This window comes from Cetobacterium sp. NK01, from assembly GCF_024506395.1.
GTDB classification, from domain to species: domain Bacteria; phylum Fusobacteriota; class Fusobacteriia; order Fusobacteriales; family Fusobacteriaceae; genus Cetobacterium_A; species Cetobacterium_A somerae_A.
In genome coordinates this window covers 700,698-721,144 of the sequence record NZ_JANIBO010000001.1, presented here as the reverse complement: position 1 = coordinate 721,144, position 20,447 = coordinate 700,698, and the positions used below count along the sequence as shown (strand labels likewise).

15 protein-coding genes and 1 riboswitch are annotated in these 20,447 nt (G+C 28.8%); of the genes, 13 read left to right on the top strand and 2 right to left on the bottom strand.

The window, feature by feature from the left end; translation table 11 throughout:
- Positions 1-5 precede the first annotated feature (5 nt).
- The 6 genes from NON08_RS03480 (at position 6) to NON08_RS03455 (ending at position 9,781) form a co-directional block, all read left to right on the top strand.
- Positions 6-3,629, top strand: a complete 3,624-nt coding sequence (locus NON08_RS03480; protein WP_256690095.1) for a hypothetical protein — start codon at positions 6-8, stop codon at positions 3,627-3,629.
- 28 nt (positions 3,630-3,657) lie between these two features.
- Positions 3,658-5,571: a threonine--tRNA ligase gene (gene thrS / locus NON08_RS03475; RefSeq protein WP_256690094.1), complete on the top strand. Its 1,914-nt coding sequence runs from the start codon at positions 3,658-3,660 to the stop codon at positions 5,569-5,571.
- 114 nt (positions 5,572-5,685) lie between these two features.
- Positions 5,686-5,730, top strand: a riboswitch (PreQ1 riboswitch).
- 96 nt (positions 5,731-5,826) lie between these two features.
- Positions 5,827-6,531, top strand: coding sequence for a radical SAM protein (locus NON08_RS03470; protein WP_256690093.1), 705 nt, complete (start codon positions 5,827-5,829; stop codon positions 6,529-6,531).
- A gap of 18 nt (positions 6,532-6,549) precedes the next feature.
- Complete coding sequence (locus NON08_RS03465; protein ID WP_256690092.1) at positions 6,550-7,260, top strand: queuosine precursor transporter; 711 nt, start codon at positions 6,550-6,552, stop codon at positions 7,258-7,260.
- 103 nt (positions 7,261-7,363) lie between these two features.
- Positions 7,364-8,518, top strand: coding sequence for a glycerate kinase (locus NON08_RS03460; RefSeq protein WP_256690091.1), 1,155 nt, complete (start codon positions 7,364-7,366; stop codon positions 8,516-8,518).
- Positions 8,519-8,533: 15 nt separating this feature from the next.
- Positions 8,534-9,781 carry a GntP family permease gene (locus NON08_RS03455; protein ID WP_256690090.1) on the top strand — a complete coding sequence of 416 codons (1,248 nt, stop codon included), beginning with the start codon at positions 8,534-8,536 and terminating at the stop codon, positions 9,779-9,781.
- 30 nt (positions 9,782-9,811) lie between these two features.
- Here NON08_RS03455 and NON08_RS03450 read toward each other — a convergent pair whose 3' ends face one another.
- Positions 9,812-10,507 (bottom strand): pseudouridine synthase, encoded by a 696-nt coding sequence (locus tag NON08_RS03450; RefSeq protein WP_256690089.1) that lies wholly within the window; start codon positions 10,505-10,507, stop codon positions 9,812-9,814.
- 141 nt (positions 10,508-10,648) lie between these two features.
- Between NON08_RS03450 and pepT the strand changes: the two genes are divergently transcribed.
- The gene (gene pepT / locus NON08_RS03445; protein ID WP_256690088.1) at positions 10,649-11,872 is read left to right on the top strand and encodes a peptidase T; all 1,224 of its coding nucleotides are present in this window, start codon (positions 10,649-10,651) and stop codon (positions 11,870-11,872) included.
- 17 nt (positions 11,873-11,889) lie between these two features.
- Positions 11,890-12,159 carry an acylphosphatase gene (locus NON08_RS03440; RefSeq protein ID WP_256690087.1) on the top strand — a complete coding sequence of 90 codons (270 nt, stop codon included), beginning with the start codon at positions 11,890-11,892 and terminating at the stop codon, positions 12,157-12,159.
- Positions 12,160-12,186: 27 nt separating this feature from the next.
- Here NON08_RS03440 and NON08_RS03435 read toward each other — a convergent pair whose 3' ends face one another.
- On the bottom strand, positions 12,187-12,795 hold the full coding sequence (locus NON08_RS03435; RefSeq protein WP_256690086.1) for a hypothetical protein: 609 nt from the start codon (positions 12,793-12,795) through the stop codon (positions 12,187-12,189).
- Between the two features lie 91 nt (positions 12,796-12,886).
- On the opposite strand from NON08_RS03435, the gene NON08_RS03430 reads away from it, so the two are divergent.
- The 5 genes from NON08_RS03430 (at position 12,887) to accC (ending at position 20,410) form a co-directional block, all read left to right on the top strand.
- Positions 12,887-13,708, top strand: a complete 822-nt coding sequence (locus NON08_RS03430; RefSeq protein ID WP_413774017.1) for a methyltransferase domain-containing protein — start codon at positions 12,887-12,889, stop codon at positions 13,706-13,708.
- 247 nt (positions 13,709-13,955) lie between these two features.
- Positions 13,956-15,149, top strand: coding sequence for an MFS transporter (locus NON08_RS03425; protein WP_256690084.1), 1,194 nt, complete (start codon positions 13,956-13,958; stop codon positions 15,147-15,149).
- Positions 15,142-18,558: a DNA polymerase III subunit alpha gene (locus NON08_RS03420; RefSeq protein WP_256690083.1), complete on the top strand. Its 3,417-nt coding sequence runs from the start codon at positions 15,142-15,144 to the stop codon at positions 18,556-18,558. The genes NON08_RS03425 and NON08_RS03420 overlap by 8 nt, the downstream gene beginning before the upstream one ends.
- Before the next feature lie 78 nt (positions 18,559-18,636).
- Entirely contained in the window at positions 18,637-19,050 is a 414-nt protein-coding gene (locus tag NON08_RS03415) for an acetyl-CoA carboxylase biotin carboxyl carrier protein (protein ID WP_256690082.1), read from the top strand.
- Between the two features lie 13 nt (positions 19,051-19,063).
- Positions 19,064-20,410: an acetyl-CoA carboxylase biotin carboxylase subunit gene (gene accC / locus NON08_RS03410; RefSeq protein WP_256690081.1), complete on the top strand. Its 1,347-nt coding sequence runs from the start codon at positions 19,064-19,066 to the stop codon at positions 20,408-20,410.
- The last annotated feature ends 37 nt before the right edge of the window (positions 20,411-20,447 follow it).

Below are 20,447 nucleotides of genomic sequence, written 5' to 3'. Positions count from 1 at the left end.
GGCCAATGAAAAGTAAAATCTATTTAATTTTAGCTTTAATGGTTGTTGCTATAACCAGTTTAAAAGCACAAACAGAAAAGATTGATGATTTACAAAATGAAGTTGAGATAGACCTGAATTCAGATACGATGACTTCGACAGACGGAGTAAATGTAAGATATGGATCTTTAAAGTTAAAAGCTTTTGAAGTTAAAGTTGACAGAGAAAAAAATAGAGCTTATATTCCAGGAGAGTTCTATCTAGAAGCAGACGAGCCTACAGGAAAATTGAGAATGGACTCACTAAATGGAGAGTTTGATACAGAGGGAAAAACTGGAAGTTTTGGTAAAAGTTTTGGATATCTTGAAGTTGGCCAGGTAACTGGTGCAGAAAAGCCAAATGATAGAATCTATTTTGGTGGAAATAAAACAGAGTATTTAAATGGGAAAACCTATTTAAGAGATGCTTGGTTTACAACAGATCCTAAAATTCTTGAGAATAGAAACCCAGAAGAAGTTGGTTACCATTTACAATCTGACACAATAGTAATTGAACCAGATAAACAAGTAACCTTTAGAAATACAAATCTTTTCATAGGAGATACAGATGTAATCCCATTTTCATTACCTTGGTATAGATTTAATATAAGACAAGGTTCAGAAGTTCCTTTATTTCCAAGTTGGGGAAATGATGATGACTACGGATGGTTTATAACATCAGGAGTTTTATGGGGAGATAAAGATAGTAAATTTAAAGGTGGTATAGCACCAAAATTTGGAGATAGAATAGGACTTTTAATAGGTAGAATGGAAAATTGGTATGATTTAGGAACCTATGGAAAAGGACAATTAAATATTAATGATTGGTTAATAGATAAAAAAGCCGATGGAAATGATGTAGAAAGAAACTTCAATAGATGGGATTTAAATTATAATCATAACTATTCTGGTGAATATGGATTCCTTAATTTAAATTATAAGAATGCAACATATAACATGATTCCAACTTTAGATGATGCAATAGATAAATATTTCTATGGTACAGGAAATCAAGGTCGACTAGGAAATAATTGGAAATATTATGACGGAATTCCTGATCGTGGTGGTAGTTTAGGTTTTTATACACTGAATACTGAATTAACAAATTTAGGAACAGATAAAGATATTAGTATTAAAGCTGATGTAAATCTTGTTTCTGATAAAAAAGTTTATGGAGTTATAGTTGCAGATCAATTGGATGATATGGACTATGGATCATCAGCAGACTATGATTTAACAAGTGATGTATCTATAAAGAAAGAGAATGATAGATATTCAGTAGGAGCATATTATAACTATCTTTATGATATGGATCCAGGATCTACAAAACAAGATTTGCAGTCAAGAGCTGAGAATTTTGGATTTAATTTTAATGATAAAGTAAATAAGATTAATATATCTTATGATGATAAAACAGGAAATAAATTCAGAGAGTTAAACTCTTGGGAAAGAGATCCAAATTTTAGTAAATTAGATAATCAAGGTTTTTATGGAATAAAGTTTGATTATACTCCATGGACTGTAGAACAATATAGTATATATGATAGCAAAGATTTAAAGACCTCTTTAGGTGAGTATCATTTATATAAAGATGTATTCTATAAAGTTGGGTATGATTATACTGAGTTTGAACATAAACTAAACCTACAAAATGATCCATTTAGAAGAACTGCTTTATTTGATGGAACTAAAAAAACTGATAACTATAGAGATTTACAATATAATAGATATGAAAATATTATTTATAATAAAACATCTGAGAATAGAGCTTACGTGGACTTTATGTATGATTCGTTAAAGCTAACAATAGCTGGAGGTAATACAAAAGAGGAGATATGGGATAGAGAAGGGATTTATCACTATGGTGATATAAATAATCCTTGGGATAGAAATGCATATAGAATATATGTAAATAACTCAAATTTCTATGAAGTAGGTTTATCTGATGAAAAACTATCGCTATCAAGACTTGGAAATCTAGAAGTGTATGGAAATGTAAGATTTGATCAGTATGATAAAGGTTATGATAATTTAGCTGATAAAGAGATATCGACAGATGATAGTTCAACTAGATATAGAGCTGGATTTACTCATGATATAACTATATTTGATAATAGTGAAAACAAAGAGAGAAAAACAGATTTATCTTTATTAAATAGATTAACTTATATGTTCCAAGAATATTCTTATAACTCAGATTCAAAAATTACTAAAGATGTAAGAATGGCTCAAAAGGATAATATTCAACAGGTTACAGATACTGTTACATTTGATTTAGGAAATACTCAAACTGTATATAAGATTGATTATAAAGAGATAAAAAGAGCAAGTAATGACAATAAAAAAGGTGAAATTTTAAATCAAAATTTAGATTTCTTAATTGATAATGAAAATAGTTTTGGTTTAGAATATGGTTCAGATAAAAGATTTACAGATTATAATAAAAAAGATAAAAATCATAATGATTTAACTTTTGAAAATTATGGTGCTAATTACAGATACGCAAATAACTATTTCTATTATAAAAATCGTAGAATAGATTCTAGTATCTGGGAAATAGAGAATGTAAATAATGCTGAAGAAAAAATTAGAGAAGATGTATATGGCTATACTTATGATTTTGGAAAAAATAAGTTAAATTTAGAGTATATTCAAGGTAAAGATGAAAGAGATGAGTTGGGAGAAAAAGTAATTAATACTAAAAACAAAACTTATTCAGTTTCATATTTAGTAGGTGGAGATGTAGAGCATTTATATAGAGCTAGTTATGAAGATTATAAAAATGCAGGTGAATGGAATCCTACGTTGAGTAGATATAACTCAGATATAGTTTATTTAGCTTATACTTATAAAGATAAGAGATTTACAGATGCAGAATTAGTATCATATGCAGCTTCAGAGTATAATAAAACTCCAGATCAATTATCACAAGTTGAAATAGATAGAATTAGACAAGTTCTTGAAGATAGAGAAAACTCGAGAGCTAGAACATTTAATTTAAATAGAATAATTGATGATAGAACATATTTTGGAGATTATAAAAGAGGTTTTCATGCTTCTTTAATGATGCAAAGAAATGATAAGAGATATGAAATGACTGGTGATTATTTGAAGTCATTGGAGGAGTTAGAAGGAAGATTATTCTATTCGTACAATAGAATAGGATTAGGTTATATTTATAATCAAAAATCTAATTATACAAATTATGGAGTATCAGATGAGAAAAAATTAGATTGGAGAGATTCAGAAAGAGAGCATGAGTTCAGTTTAAATGCTAAAGTTGGAAAGCCAAGTGAAGGTTGGAGAACTAAAGCATATGTAAAATTCTATGATCAACTTGGAGGTCAAGGAGAGAATGGAAGAAGTACATTTGATGGATTTGGTGTTGAGATAGGAAAAGAGTTTGGATACTATGAGTGGGCAGTAGCTTACGAAAGAGATTACTCATATAGAACTAAAGATTATGAATGGAGTATGGCTATCCAATTTAAACTATTAACATTCCCAACAAGTAACATATTTGGATTGGGTGCAACAACTGATCAAGATAAAAAGACAACTCCAGATACATACCTATTTAATGGAATTAAAATAGATGATCTAGAGGATTAATATATTTATAGAAGAAAAGGAGAAAAACATGAAAGTAATATTACCAAGTGGAGATATAAAAGAGTTTGAAAACAGTGTAAATATGTTTGAAGTTGCAAAGTCAATTAGTAACTCTTTAGCTAAGAAAGCTGTTGGAGCAAAAGTAGATGGAAAAGAAGTTGATATGAGTTATGTACTAGATAGAGATGCTCATGTTGAAATAATAACTCCTGAAACTGAAGAGGGAGAAGAGATAATAAAGCATTCAACTGCACACTTATTAGCACAAGCAGTTATTAGACTTTTCCCAGGAACTAAAGTAGCAATAGGTCCAGCAATAGAGAATGGATTCTATTATGACTTTGATCCTGAAAATCAATTTACAGATGAAGATTTAGAAAGAATCGAAGCTGAAATGAAGAAAATTACAAAAGAGAATATAAAAGTTGAAAGAATTGAGATGACTAGAGATGAAGCTATAGAACATTTTAAAAATCTTGGTGAAACTTACAAAGTTGAAATTATTGAAAGCATTCCAGCTAATGAGATGTTAACGTTTTATAAGCAAGGAGATTTTATTGATTTATGTAGAGGACCACATGTACCTTCTACATCATATTTAAAAGCTTTTAAATTAAAGTCAGTTGCTGGAGCTTATTGGAGAGGAGATTCTAATAACAAAATGTTACAAAGAATCTATGGATTTGCATTTGCAACTGAGCCTCAATTAAAAGCACATCTAAAGTTTTTAGAAGAAGCTGAAAAAAGAGACCACAGAAAGTTAGGAAGAGAGCTAGAGTTATTCTTTACAAGTGATTTTGGACCAGGATTCCCATTCTTCTTGCCAAATGGAATGAAGATGAGAAATGTTTTAACAGATTTATGGAGAAGAGAGCATGAAAAAGCTGGATATGAGATGATTCAAACTCCAATAATGCTAAATAAAGAGTTATGGGAAACTTCAGGACACTGGATGAATTATAGAGAAAATATGTATACATCAGAAATTGATGAGACAGAATTTGCTATAAAACCAATGAACTGTCCAGGTGGAGTTTTAGTATATAAGCATGGAATGCATTCATATAAAGATTTACCAATAAGAGCAGGAGAGTTAGGAATTGTTCATAGACATGAGTTTTCAGGAGCTCTTCATGGATTAATGAGAGTAAGAAACTTTACGCAAGATGACGCTCATATTTTTATGACTCCTGAGCAAATAGAAGATGAAATTATAGGAGTAGTAAACTTAATAGATAAGTTCTATAGAGGATTATTTGGATTTGAGTATGCAATTGAGTTATCAACAAGACCTGAAAAAGCTATTGGATCTCAAAATATTTGGGATAAAGCTGAATCTGCATTAGAGGGAGCTTTAAAGAGATTAGGAAGAGATTATAAATTAAATCCAGGAGATGGAGCATTCTACGGACCAAAATTAGACTTTAAAATTAAAGATGCTATTGGAAGAACTTGGCAATGTGGGACTATTCAACTAGACTTTAACTTACCAGAGAGATTTGATATCTCTTATGTTGGAGAAGATGGAGAAAAGCATAGACCAGTAATGATTCATAGAGTTGTTTATGGATCTTTAGAAAGATTCATGGGAATCTTAATAGAGCATTATGCAGGAGCATTTCCAACTTGGTTAGCACCTTGTCAAGTTAAAGTATTAACTATAAATGATGAGGTTGTTCCTTATGCTAAAGAAGTTGTAGAAGAGTTAAAATCTGCAGGAATAAGAGTAGAGATAGATACAAGAGCAGAATCTATTGGATATAAAATTAGAGAAGCTAATGGAAGATATAAAGTTCCAGTTCAATTAATAATTGGAAAAAATGAAGTAGAAAATAGAGAAGTAAATGTAAGAAGATTTGGTTCTCAAAATCAAGAATCTATGTCATTAGAAAACTTTATAGATATGATAAAAGAGGAAGCAGCACCAAAATTTAACAACTAATATTTTAGAGACTGTATTTTAATGAGTACAGTCTCTTTTTTATTCTATAGAATTGATTTTATTTTAAAACTATGATAGAATTAAGAGTAAAATAAGTATAAATCCATAATTTATATGGTAGATGTTCGGAAACCTCCATCTAAAAAAAACTAGGCTTAAAATATTAAAATATAAGGGAGAGTTGTACCCTTTTTTTAAATTTGAGCAGGAGTTTCCTGCTCTTTTTTTATTTAAAAATAAAATTAGGAGAAGAAAATGGGAATTAGGTATAGTAAAATAGAAAATAAAAATAAAAGAGAGATAGTCTTATTAAAAAGTTTTCCATGTAAATATGGAAAATGTAAGTTTTGTAATTATATAGAGGATAATTCAACTGATGAGTTAGAAATAGATAAAGTTAATTTAGAAACTTTACAAGAGGTGACAGGAGAATTTGGAGCTTTAGAGGTAATAAATTCAGGTTCAGTATTTGAGTTACCTATAAAAACATTAGAAAGAATTAGAGAAGTTGTTCACAATAAAAATATAAAATTATTATATTTTGAGATTTATTATGGATATAAAAATAGATTAGATGAAATTAGAGAATTTTTCAAAGGTGTAGACATAAGATTTAGAATGGGAATGGAGACATTTGACAATAATTTTAGAATAAACTCATATGGAAAAAACTTTAAAATAGATACACAAGAAATAGAAGAGTTAAGTAAAAAACTATACTCAGTGTGTCTTTTAATTTGTGTAAAAGGTCAAACAAAAGAGATGATAAAAAAAGATATTGAACTTGGATTAAAGTATTTTAAAAGTATAACTATAAATATATTTATAAATAATGGAACTGAAGTTGAAAGAGATGAAGAGCTTGTAAAATGGTTTGTAGAAAATTATACTCAACTACAAGAAGACCCAAGAGTAGAGTTATTAATTGATAATAAAGATTTAGGAGTTTTTGAACAATAATTTTAAAAGGAGATAGTTATGAGAAATGAAATTTTATGGATAATAATGCTTTTTGTAAATTTCTTTAGTATAATTTTTATATATAAAAAATTTGGAAAGTTAGGACTTTTTATTTGGGTTCCAATTAGTAGTATATTAGCAAATATTCAAGTAGTACTTTTAGTAAATCTTTTTGGATTTGAAACAACTTTGGGGAATATAATGTATGCAGGTGGATTTTTAGTAACTGATATATTATCTGAAAATTATGGAGAGGAAGAGGCTAAAAGTGCAGTTAAACTTGGATTTTTTAGTATGATTGTAACTGCTATAATAATGAAAATTGCGGTGTCTTTTGTTCCAAGTACAGTACAGGCTGGAGCAGAAAACTTTAAAAGTTTAAAGATGATATTTGATTTTATGCCTAGAATACTTTTTGCAGGATTAGTGGCATACGGTGTTTCACAAAGACATGATGTATGGGCTTACAAATTTTGGAAAGATAGATTTCCAGCTAAAAAGCATATATGGATAAGAAATAATTTTAGTACTTTAGTAAGTCAACTAATTGATAATCTTATTTTTACAACAATTGCTTTTGCAGGAGTTTATCCATTTGAAGTTTTAGTAGAGATATTTTTAGTAACTTATGTTATGAAAGTTATAGTAGCTACAATGGATACACCATTTGTGTATTTAGCGAGTTACTTAAAAGAAAAAAAGAGTATAACAGAGAAGATAATTATCTAGTGTTGGGAGTTTCCAACACTTTTTTATTTTAAAATAGTATTGAAAAAAAAGGATATCTATACTAAAATAAGTAAAATAACTAAAAATATTTGTAGGAGGAGTTATGAAAGTAGTAGTAGCTATAGATTCGTTTAAAGGAAGTTTAAGCTCTTTTGAACTTGGACAAGCAATAGAAATTGGAGTAAAAAGAGTATATCCTGAAGCTGAAGTAATAAAAGTACCAATTGCTGATGGAGGAGAGGGTACAGTAGCTTCTTTAGTTGAAGGAACAAAAGGGAAATTTGTAACAATAACAGTAAATAATCCTCTTATGGAAAAAATTGAAGCTAGATATGGAATAATGGGAGATGGAAAAACTGCGGTAATTGAGATGGCAGAAGCATCAGGATTACCATTAATACCAGTGAAAAAAAGAAATCCAATGAAAACAACTACTTATGGGACAGGAGAGTTAATAAAAGATGCAATATTAAAAGGGTGTCGTGAATTTATAGTTGGAATAGGTGGAAGTGCCACAAATGACGCTGGACTTGGTATGTTACAAGCTTTAGGTTACAAATTTTTAGATGAAAATAAAAAAGAATTAGGATTTGGAGGAGAGATATTATCTAAAGTAAGATATATAGATTCAACAAAGAGTTTACCTCAATTAAAAGATTGTAGATTTTTAGTGGCTTGTGATGTTGATAATCCGTTCTATGGTCCAAAAGGAGCTGCAGAGATTTATTCAAGACAAAAGGGTGCCACTGAAGATATGGTTAAAGATCTAAATAAGGGATTGGAAGATTTGTCGGAAGTAATAAAGAAAGAGCTGAGTATAGATGTTTCTAATCTTTCAGGCGCTGGAGCAGCTGGTGGATTAGGAGGAGGTTTAGTAGCTTTCTTAAATGGTAAATTATTACCAGGAATAGATATGATATTAGAAAAAGTAGGTTTAGAAAAAGAGTTGAAAGATGCTGATTTTGTTATAACAGGAGAAGGTAGATTAGATCATCAGACAGCTATGGGAAAAGCACCAGTGGGAGTTGCAAAAATAGCTAAAAAATTTGATATTCCTGTAATAGCTTTAGCAGGAGGATTAACAGATGATGCAGTACAAACTCACGAAAAAGGAATAGATAGTTTCTTCTCAATAATAAATTATCCGATAACTTTAGAAGAAGCTATGAAAAAAGAGATAGCTGAAAAGTTTGTAAAGGGAAATACTGAGGAAATATTTAGATTGATAAAAGTTTGTGAGAAAAAATACTCAAAATAAAATAGGAGGCAAGAAATGACAGCATTTGGAGCAGTATTGGGATTAATAATAGCTATAATATTGATAATGAGAAAAGCTAATCCGGCTTATAGTTTAATTTTAGGTGCTATAATAGGAGGATTAGCTGGAGGAGTATCTCTTCCAGAAACAGTAAACTTAATGGTTAGTGGAGTGAAGGATGTAACACCAGCAATAGTTAGAATTTTAACAGCGGGTATCTTAGCAGGAATACTTATAAAAACAGAAGCAGCTACAAAAATAGCTGAAACAATAATAGATACTTTAGGAGAAAAAAGAGCTATATTTGCATTAGCTTTATCAGCACTTATTTTAACAGCGATAGGAGTATTTATAGATGTAGCAGTAATAACTGTATCACCAATAGCTTTAGCTATAGCAAAAAGATTAAAAATATCTAAAATGGCAATGCTATGTGCAATGATAGGTGGAGGAAAATCTGGAAATATAATATCACCAAATCCAAATACAATAGCAGCTGCGGAAAATTTTGGAGCACCACTTCCATCTGTAATGTGGGTAAATATAATTCCAGCAATAGTTGGATTATTTGCAACAATTTTAATAGCTAAACTTTTAGTTGAAAAGGGTGAAAAAGTTTTAGAAAGTGAAATTGAACAGAGTAGTGGAGAAAATTTACCAAGTTTTTTTGGGAGTATAGTGGGTCCAATAGTAACAATAGGATTATTAGCTTTAAGACCGATAGCAGGTATTAATATTGATCCATTAATAGCTCTTCCAGTTGGAGGATTGGTTGGAATAGTAGCTATGGGGAAAACATCAAAATTAAAAGAGTCTATGGAATATGGATTACAAAAGATGTCAGGAGTAGCAATTCTTCTTATAGGTACTGGAACAGTAGCAGGAATAATAAAAAACTCGACATTAAAAGATGTTATATTAGCGGCTTTAGGAAAAGCAAATATCAGTGAGCAATTAATAGCGCCAATAGCGGGAGCTTTAATGTCAGGAGCAACAGCATCAACGACAGCAGGAGCAACAATAGCTTCAGCAACATTTTCGGGAGTTATTTTAGCTGCAGGAGTAAGTGCAGTTTGGGGTGCTGCAATGGTTAACTCAGGGGCAACAGTTTTAGATCATCTACCTCATGGATCATTTTTCCATAGTACAGGTGGAGCTAGTAATACAAAATTAGGAGAAAGACTAAAATTAATCCCTTATGAATCAGCAATAGGATTTATACTAGCACTTTCAACTTTTGTAACTTATTTAATAATTGGATAAAAAAAGATGCTGAAATTTTCAGCATCTTTTCTATTTATACTCTAATATAATATCTTCTCTCTTAATTTCTTTAACCTCTCCAGGACTCATATTCTCTAAGGTTAAGTTACCAAATTTTACTCTTTTAAGATAAGTAACTTTATTTTTAACTGCCTTTAACATTTTTTTTACTTGATGGTATTTTCCTTCTGTGATTGTTAAATGAATACTTTTAGAATCTAAAAATTCAACTTCACCCGGAAGAGCGTTATAGTTTGTATCTAAAGTTACTCCTTGTTCCAAAGCTAGAATATCGTCTTGTGAAATTTCTTTGTCTAATTCAACATAATATGTTTTTTTCATATCATTATCAGGGTGGGCCATAGCATGACTTAAATCACCATCACTTGTAAATAGTAAAAGTCCTTCAGTATCACGATCTAGTCTTCCTACAGGAAAAACGGAATTTTTATCAACATAATCTGGCAAAAGCTCAGCAACAGTTTTTTTGTTTTCATCCTCCATAGCTGTTATGTATCCAGAAACTTTATACATAATATAATATTTTAATTGTTTTTTTTGAGGTATAATACCATCAAAAGTTATAATATCATCTCCCCATTCTACATCAGTAGCATCATTAACTTCAATTTTTCCATTAACAGTTACTCGTCCTTCAGCTATGGCTGTTTTTATTTTTTTTCTGCTAGCAACGCCACATTGAACTAAATATTTTTCTAATCTCAAATTTTAACCTCACAAAATTTATTTTACATAAGATGTTAACATATTTTTGATAAATTTGCAAAATAGACTATTTTTTTCAGATAAATTATGCTAATTTATATGTAGATTAAATAATTTTAAGTAAATTTTGGGAGGAAAAAAATGAGTTTTTTAGTAGAAAAATTTTTACAATACGTTAAAATTGATACGACATCAGATGCTAAAAGCAAATCGTGTCCAAGTAGTGAGATTCAATGGAATTTAGCTAGAGTTATAGTTAGAGATTTAGAAGAGATTGGTTTAGTAGATATATCATTAGATGAAAATGGATATATTATGGGGACACTACCATCAAATACACAAAAAGATATTCCAACAATTGGATTTATAGCACATATGGATACAGCACCATCATTTAATGGTAAGGATATAAAGCCAAGAATTATAGATAACTATGATGGTAATAATATTATACTAAATAGTGATTTAAATATATCAATGACAGTAAAAGATTTTCCAGAATTAAAAAAATATGTAAATCAAAGATTAATCGTAACAGATGGAACAACACTTTTAGGAGCAGATGATAAGGCTGGTATAGTTGAAATTATGGCAGCATTAAAATATCTAAAAGATAATCCAACTATTGAACATGGAGAGATTAAGATTGGAATAACTCCTGATGAAGAGATAGGAAGAGGAGCAAATTTATTCGATGTAGAAAAATTTGGAGCAAAATTTGCATACACAGTTGATGGTGGAGAAGTAGGAGAGTTAGAATTTGAAAACTTTAATGCAGCATCAGCAAATATTTTAATAAAAGGAAGAGATATTCATCCGGGAGCATCAAAAAATAAAATGATAAATTCAATGCTATTAGCAATGGAACTTAATTCAATGCTTCCTATCAATGAAAGACCAGAATATACAGAAGGATATGAAGGTTTTTTCTTATTAACTAATTTTAAAGGGACAATAGAAACTACAGAAATTGAATATATAATAAGAGATCACTCAAAGGAAAAGTTTATAGAAAAAAAGAACTTAATAACAAGTGCTGTAAAATACTTACAAGAAAAATATAAAGATGGAGAAATAGAACTAACATTAACAGATAGTTATTATAATATGAGAGAGATGATTGAGCCAGTTTATCAAATTGTAGATTTAGCAAAAAATGCTATGTTAGAAGCAGGAGTAAAACCGATTATAAAACCAATTAGAGGTGGGACTGATGGCGCTAGATTATCTTTTAAAGGATTACCTTGCCCGAATATATTTACAGGTGGGCATAATTTTCATGGTAAATTTGAGTTTATTCCAATAGATTCAATGGAGAAATCTGTAAAAGTAATATTAAAAATTGTTGAAATTTTATCTAGATAAATTCTTAGGAGGTAAAAATGAAAACATATCATTTTATAATAAAAGGTGAAGTTCAAGGAGTGGGATATAGAATAACAACATATTTAAATGCAACAAGACTTGGAATTAAAGGCACTGTAAAGAATATGATAAATGGTGATGTAGAAGTTTTTGCTCAGGGAGAAGAAAGAATAGTTGAAAATTTTAAAAAGTATTTAAAGATAGGATCATCTTTAAGTAAAGTTGTTGAGATAGAGGAAAATGAAGAAGATAAATCTGAATTTAAATCATTTGAAGTAATATATTAATGGCGGTGTGCTACACCGCCATTTTCTTTAATTATTTTCAGGAAATAAAATGTTATTTAAAAGCATAGCTAAATCAGCAGCATTGCATTCAACAATGTGAGCCATAACAATTTCATTATCATCATTTTTTATGTTTAAGAAAACTCTATCATTTAATAAAAGTATTTCAGTAACTATTCCTTCACCTAATTTATAGATTCCAGTTGCTTTAGAGATTGCTAAGACTTCAAGACCTTCTGATTCAATATTTAATGATGAAGTATCCTCTTTTTTTAAAAAGTCTTTAGCTAATTCTTCTGATTCAATATAAAAATTTTCAAGTATATTAACATATTTATTTTTTTTAATTAATTTGTCAACTAAAACAGCTAATGAGAAAGGATGGTAAATTTCTTCGATGCTGTAAGCTGAAGGAGCTTGTTCTTTATTTTTTAAAAATATTTCAACGCCATTTTCATTCTCTTTGATTGTTTCTATAATAGGAGTCTTACTATCATCTAAATAATCTATAACATCAATTTCTAAATTAGCAACAGACAACTTTTTTGTTTTTTCTTTTTTCATTAATGTTTCAAATTCTATTTCAATTTTCTCATAAAAATTTGTAATAAAATCGTTGAAAAAGTTTTCTTTCATAAACAGATCACCACCATTATTTTTTAACATATTATAACATAAAATATATGATATAATATATAGAAGATAAAAAAATAGTGAGGTAGATAAAATGATAATTTGTCCAGTTTGTAATAAAAAAATGGTAAAAATTGATAGAAAATATATATGTGAAGGAAATCATAATTTTGATATTTCTAAATATGGCCATGTAAATTTATTATTATCTAATCAAAAAAATAGTAAAATACCAGGAGATAATAAAGAGATGGTTTTAAGTAGAAAAAATTATTTGGAGAAAGGGTATTATGAAGGGATATCAAATGGAGTAAATGAAATTATTTTAAATAGCATAAAAAATAAAGAAGTTAAAATACTAGATATAGGTTGTGGAGAGGGATATTATACAAATAGACTTAAAGAAAAATTAGATGAATCAAATATAAAAAACCAAATAATAGGAATTGATATTTCTAAAGAGGCGATTGTTTCAGCAGCAAAATCTTATAAAAGTATTGAATGGATTGTAGCTAGTGCAAGTTCATTACCAATAGAAAATGAAAGTTTAGATTTTATAATATGTATGTTTGCTAAAATAATACCTGAAGAAAAAATGAGAACTTTAAAAAAAGGTGGAAAATTAATTGTAGTTTCAACAGGAGAAAATCACTTATTACAGTTAAAAGAAGTAGTATATGACTCTGTAAGAAAAGAGTTTTACTCTCCAGTAGAAGACTTAAAATTATTTAATCATTTAGAAACAATAAACATAAAATATGAGACTGAAATTTTAGAAAAAGAAAGTATAGAAAACTTATTTAATATGACACCTTATAGATGGAGAAGTCCACAAAAAGGAGTTGAAAAATTATTTGCTTTGAATAAATTAAAAACGATAGTTGAAGTAAATATAGATATTTTTGAAAAAAATTAAAAAGATTAAAACTTTTCCACAAAGTGTTGCGTCAAAAAAGTGTAATTAAAAAGATTAATAATAATTTTTAGTTACAACGAAGACTTTATACTTATAAAAGTATTATTTAATCCCCCCCTGTAAACGGCCTTCTATCCCCCCCGGAAGGTCGTTTCATTTTTTTGTACTTCTAATTCTAATTGGAAGTATTTTTTTTTATAGATTTATATTGTATAATATATTAGGTCAATTTTAGGGGGAGATAAAGTTGAAGCAAATTGATAAAATAATTTTTATAAATGTGGTTACAACAGCTATTATTTCAGGAGTTTTTAATGTTTTTACAGGAATACATGTTAAAAATCTAGGTTATGGTGAAAGCATAGTAGGGCAAGTTTTATCAATAGGAAGTGTATCAATAGCCTTAGGATCAATGATAAATGCTTACTTGAGTTCAAAAATAGGCTTTAAAAAAACAATATCTATAGGATTAGTATTTATGTCTATTGGCATTTTAGGTGTAAGTTTTTTTATTAATCCATTTTTAATAAAATTATCTACAGGTATAATGGGAATAGGCTATGGATTTCCGTTTTCATCTATAGGGGTTCTTTTAATTGAAAATTCTTCTGAAAAAGAAAGAGTAAAAGTTTTTAGCAAAAATTTTGTAAGTCAAAGCTTAGGAACAGTATTTGCAAGTTATAGTGCTGGAAAATTAATTAAAACTTTTGGGAAAATTTTTGCAATAGAAAAATCAATTCCATTGGTATATATATTGTGTGTATTTATAATTTTAATAGGATTCTATCCTTTAAAAAATTTAAAAATTAATGATAAGGTAAAAAGTAATAAAAGTAAAGATTTTTTTAAGGGTTTTAAAGAAGTTATGAGTGGGCAAGCTTTAAAATTTGTTATTTATAATACGATTATTGGATTTGGAGCAGGATTAGTAATACCATTTTTTAGTGTATATTTAAAATTTTCCTTGAACATAGATAATGAGAAGGTAGGTATTATTATGGGATTATCACAAATAGGGTTAGTTATAGGAGGTTTATTAGTTCCTTACATATCTAAAATTCTTGGAAGAGAAAATACAGTTGTTGTTTGTCAATTGTTATCAATACCATTTTTAATATCAATTGCTTTTCCTCAAGGAATTTTTGTTTTAGGAGTCTCATTTTTTTTAAGATCGACATTGATGAATTTAAACCAACCACTTATTCAAAATATATCTTTAGAAACTGTAGAGTATGAAAGCAGAGCTTTGATGAGTAGTATTGTTTCTGTGTCATCTAATGTAACAAGAGCTCTAAGTATGATTATTGCAGGATATTTAATGGAAAAAGTTTCGTACAACTTTCCGTATTATATAACAGTAGTTTTATATTTAATAGGAACTGGTGTTTTTTATAGAAGTTTTAAAGAGGAAAAGCCATTGAGAGGAGGAGCGGATGAATAAAAATTTTGTTCATTTACATCTACATACAGAGTACAGTCTTCTAGATGGAGTTGGAAAGATAGATGAGTATTTAGAAAGAGCAAAAGAATTAAACATGAAAGCTATAGCAATAACAGACCATGGTAATATGTATGGAGCTATAGAGTTTTATAAAAGTGCAATAAATAAAGGAATAAAACCTATTATAGGAATAGAGGCATATATTTCAGAGTTTCAGATGGATAAAAAAGAGGGAAGAAATTTTCACTTGATACTTTTAGCTAAAAATATAACGGGATATAAAAATCTTTTAAAAATATCGTCAGCAGGATTTTTAAATGGATTTTACTATAGACCACGTGTAGATAAAGAATTTCTAAAAATGCATAGTGAAGGAATAATAGCTCTTTCAGCTTGTATGCAGGGAGAGATATCTAGAGCTATATTAGAAAATGAAGATGAAATGACAGTTGGAAAAAAAATAGAAAACTATATAAATATTTTTGGAAAAGAAAATTTTTATTTAGAAGTACAAGGCAATGGTATAGATGGACAGCAAGAGTTAAATAGAGAGCTTCAAAGATATTCAAAAAAATACGAGATAAAATGTGTTGCAACGAATGATACTCATTATGTTTATGAAGGAGATCATGTATTACAAGATTTAGTGATATGTATTCAAACTGGAGCTAAAGTTTCAGATACAAATAGAATGAAAATTGAAACTAAGGAGTTGTTTTTAAAAAGTAGAATAGAAGTGTTAAACTCATTAGGTGATGAATTTATTGATGCAGTCAATACAACGGAAGAAATTGCAGAAAAATGTAATTTAAATTTAGAATTTGGAGAGCTAAAGTTTCCTAAATATCAGATACCAAATTGTGTAAAAACCCCAGGAGAGTTTTTAAGAAAAATAGTTTACCAAGGACTAGCTCAAAGATATCCTTCTGGATTAAGTGAAGAATTACTAAAAAGGGTTGAGTATGAATTAGAAGTTATCTTAAAAATGGGATATGAAGAATATTTTATTGTTGTGTGGGACTTTATAGCATACGCCAAAGGACAAAATATACCAATAGGTCCTGGAAGAGGATCAGCAGCAGGAAGCTTAGTAGCTTATGCTCTAAAAATAACAGATTTAGATCCATTAAAATATAATCTTATCTTTGAAAGGTTTCTTAATCCAGAAAGAATATCTATGCCAGATATAGATATAGATATTTGTCAAGAGAGAAGAGGAGAAGTAATAGATTATGTCACTCAAAAGTACGGCTCAGATAAGGTTGCTCAAATAATAACATTTGGAAGGATGAAAGCTAGAGCTGCGTTGAGAGATGTTGGTAGAGTTTTAGATGTAAGTTTAGTTAAAGTGGATAAGATTGCTAAATTAATACCACCTTTTTCAACTTTAGGAGAAGCATTAAAAGAAAATCCAGAAATAAGAGATTTATATACAGAAGATAGTGAAGTTAGAAACTTAATAAATTTGTCTCAAAGATTAGAAAATAAGGTTAGACATGCTTCAATACATGCAGCAGGTGTAGTTATAACAAAAGATCCTTTGATTGAAATTGTACCACTATACAGTGACAACAAAGACCATACAATATCAACTCAATATCAAATGAAAGAATTAGAAGAGCTAGGTCTTTTAAAAATGGATTTTTTAGGTCTTAGAAACTTAACGAATTTACAAAGAACAATTGATTATATAAAAGAAAGTAAAAATAAAAAGATAAAATTAGAAGATATAAGTTTAAATGAAAAGAAAGTATATGAGATGCTTTCAACAGGAGATAGTTTAGGAGTATTTCAATTAGAATCTTTGGGGATAAGAAAGATTCTAGTTCAGTTAAAACCAAATAGATTTGAAGATATAATTGCATTATTAGCTTTATATAGACCAGGTCCTTTAGGATCGGGAATGGTAGAAAATTTTATAAATTGTAAAAATGGAATTGAAGAAATAAAATATCCACATCCAACTTTAGAGAAAGTTTTAAAAGAAACATATGGTGTTATTTTATATCAAGAACAAGTAATGAAAATAGCAAATATAATGGCTAATTACTCTTTAGGAGAAGCTGACTTATTAAGAAGAGCAATGGGGAAAAAACAAGCTTCTATAATGGATGAAAACAGAGAAAAATTCGTAGAAAGAGCAATAAAAAATGGTTACTTAAAAGAAAAAGCAGAAGAAATATTTGATTTAATAGATAAATTTGCAGGGTACGGTTTTAATAAATCCCATTCTGCTGCATATGCACTAATAGCATATTGGACAGCTTATTTTAAATGTTTTTATCCTGAAGAGTATTATGCATCAATTATGACATCTGAGAAAAGTAATGTAGAAAATGTAGCATTTTATATAGAGGATGCAAAGTTACATAAATTAAAGTTAAAACTTTCAGATGTAAATAATCCTGTTTCAAAATTTACAGTAGAAGATGGTGGAATTAGGTTTTCTCTAGCAGCAATAAAAAATGTTGGTGAAAGTTTAGCTGAGAAAATAAAGGTTGAGTTTGAAAGAAATGGAAATTTTTTAAGATATGAAGATTTTATATATAGATTAAGAGGACAAGGATTAAATAAAAAAAATATAGAGGCTCTTATTTATTCAGGAGCTTTAGATTCATTGCCTGGAAATAGAAAACAAAAGATAGAGTCAATAGAAAAAGTTATTGATTATGCTAATAAGAAAATAAAGGAAGATGATATTCAACAAATGAACCTTTTTGGAGGAGCTAAATCAGAAGTTGTTAATTTTGTATTTCCAGATGTATCTGATTTTACTCCTGATGAAAAATTAGAAAAAGAAAAAGAATTTTTAGGATTTTACTATAGTGCTCATCCTTTAGATAAGTATGATTGGATAATAAAAACACATAAGATGAATGGAATTTCAGAGATAAAAACAGAAAATTCTCTGCACGGAATAAAAACTTATGGTATACTAAGGGATGTGAAAAAAATACTAACTAAAAAAACAAAAGAACCTATGTGTACATTTGTTTTAGAAGATTACTATGATCAAATTTCCGGAATAATTTTTCCAAGAGAATATAAAGATTATTTAAATATTGAACTTGAAGGAAAAGCTGTTTTAATTGATGGAAGTGTTCAAATAGATTATTTTAATGGAAATGAAAATAAAAAAATAGTTGTAAAGAATATAAAAGCATTAAATTCTATTGAATTTAATAAAAAAAATAGATTATACATATTAGTTAATGATAAATCTAAAGACAAATATAGTAGGTTAAAAGAGATTCTTCTAGAGAATAAAGGTGAAGTACCTTTAAGTTTTGCTATAGATATCGATGGAAATAAAGAGTTAAAAAATTCTAAATTAAATATAGAGATAACTCCTGGATTAATAAGAAAATTAGAAGAATTATTAGGAGAAAAAAGTATAATTATACGATAAAATTACAGTTGTAATGTTATCTTGAATGATTTTTTAAATTATGTTAAAATAAGTGATAAAAAACTGATGGAGGAACTTATGAAGAAGGAAGAGTTTCAAATTGAAGATTTGATCAATGTATTAAGTGAGTGCGGACTTACTGAAATTAGTTATGAGGAAAATGAAAATTTAAAAATAAAAATAAAAAAATCTCCACAAAGAAAAGTAGTTTTACCTAAAGAAACTACTCAGGTCACAAAAGAAATAAATAAAAAAGAGGATAATTTAAAAACTGTTGTTTCGACTGGAATTGGGAAATATTTCTATAAAGATATAGTAAAAATTGGAGATAAGATCAAAGTAGGTCAAGATCTAGGGTATATTTATGTAATGGGTTTAAAAACACCTTTAAAATCTACTGTTAGTGGTGAGGTGTTAGAGATAACTGTAGAAGACGGTGGAGTTGTCGACTATGGTAAGATATTATTAAAAGTAAAGGCCACAGCAAGATAATTGGGAGGATTTTATGTTTAAAAAGATATTGATTGCTAATAGGGGTGAAATCGCTGTTAGAATAATAAGAGCTGCAAGAGAATTGGGAATAAAAACAGTAGCTGTTTACTCAGAAGCAGATAAAGATAGTTTACATGTAAGATTAGCGGATGAAGCAGTTTGTATAGGAGGGCCTTTAAGCACAGAATCGTACTTAAAAATACCAAATATATTGGCAGCAGCAGAGATAACAGGAGCTAATGCTATTCATCCAGGATATGGATTTTTATCAGAAAATGCAAGATTTGCAAGAATATGCCAGACACATAATATTACATTCATAGGACCAAGTCCAGAAGCAATAGATAGAATGGGAGATAAAGCTACTGCAAGAAAAACTGCCATTGAAAATGAGGTACCATTAACAAATGGAACTGGAATTATTAGAAGTATAGAAGAAGCTAGAAAAGAGGTTGAAGAGAGAATTGGATACCCTGTAATGATAAAAGCTACTGCCGGTGGTGGTGGAAAAGGAATGAGATTAGCTAGAACTCCAGAAGAGCTAGAGAGTAAAATTATTGCAGCTCAAACAGAAGCAGAGTCAGCTTTTGGAAATCCAGATGTATATATTGAAAAATTTGTTGAAAACCCAAGACACGTTGAAGTTCAAATAATGGGAGATAAGCATGGGAATGTTATTCATTTAGGAGAAAGAGATTGTTCAATTCAGAGAAGACATCAAAAATTAATAGAAGAAGCACCATCATATAAGTTACCTTCAAAAGTTAGAAAAGCTATGGGGGAAGCAGCTGTAAAATTAGCAAAATCTATAAATTATGATTCAGCTGGAACATTGGAGTTTTTAGTTGATAAAGATGATAACTTCTATTTTATGGAAATGAATACAAGAGTTCAAGTTGAACATACAGTGACTGAAATGGTAACAGGAATAGATATAATTAAATTACAAATAAAAGTTGCAGAAGGAGAGAGAATAAATATTTCTCAAGAGGATGTTGTTTTATTTGGACATGCTATTGAATGTAGAATAAATGCAGAAGATACAACAGCAGGATTTTTACCATCACCAGGAAAATTAGAAACATATATAGTTCCTGGAGGTCCAGGAGTGAGAGTAGATTCACATTCTTATCAAGGGTATGAAATTTCACCTTATTATGATTCAATGATAGGTAAACTTATTGTTCATGGAATTACTAGAGAAGAAGCTATAGAAAAGATGAAAAGAGCTTTAAGTGAGTTTATTATAGAAGGGATTGATACAACAATACCGTTTCATTTAGAAGTTTTAGATAATAAAGTATACAGAGCGGGAAAAGTTACAACAAAGTTTATTGAAGAAAATTTTGAAAAAAATTAAAATAATAGCTAGGAAAAAAATTAAATAAATGTAATAA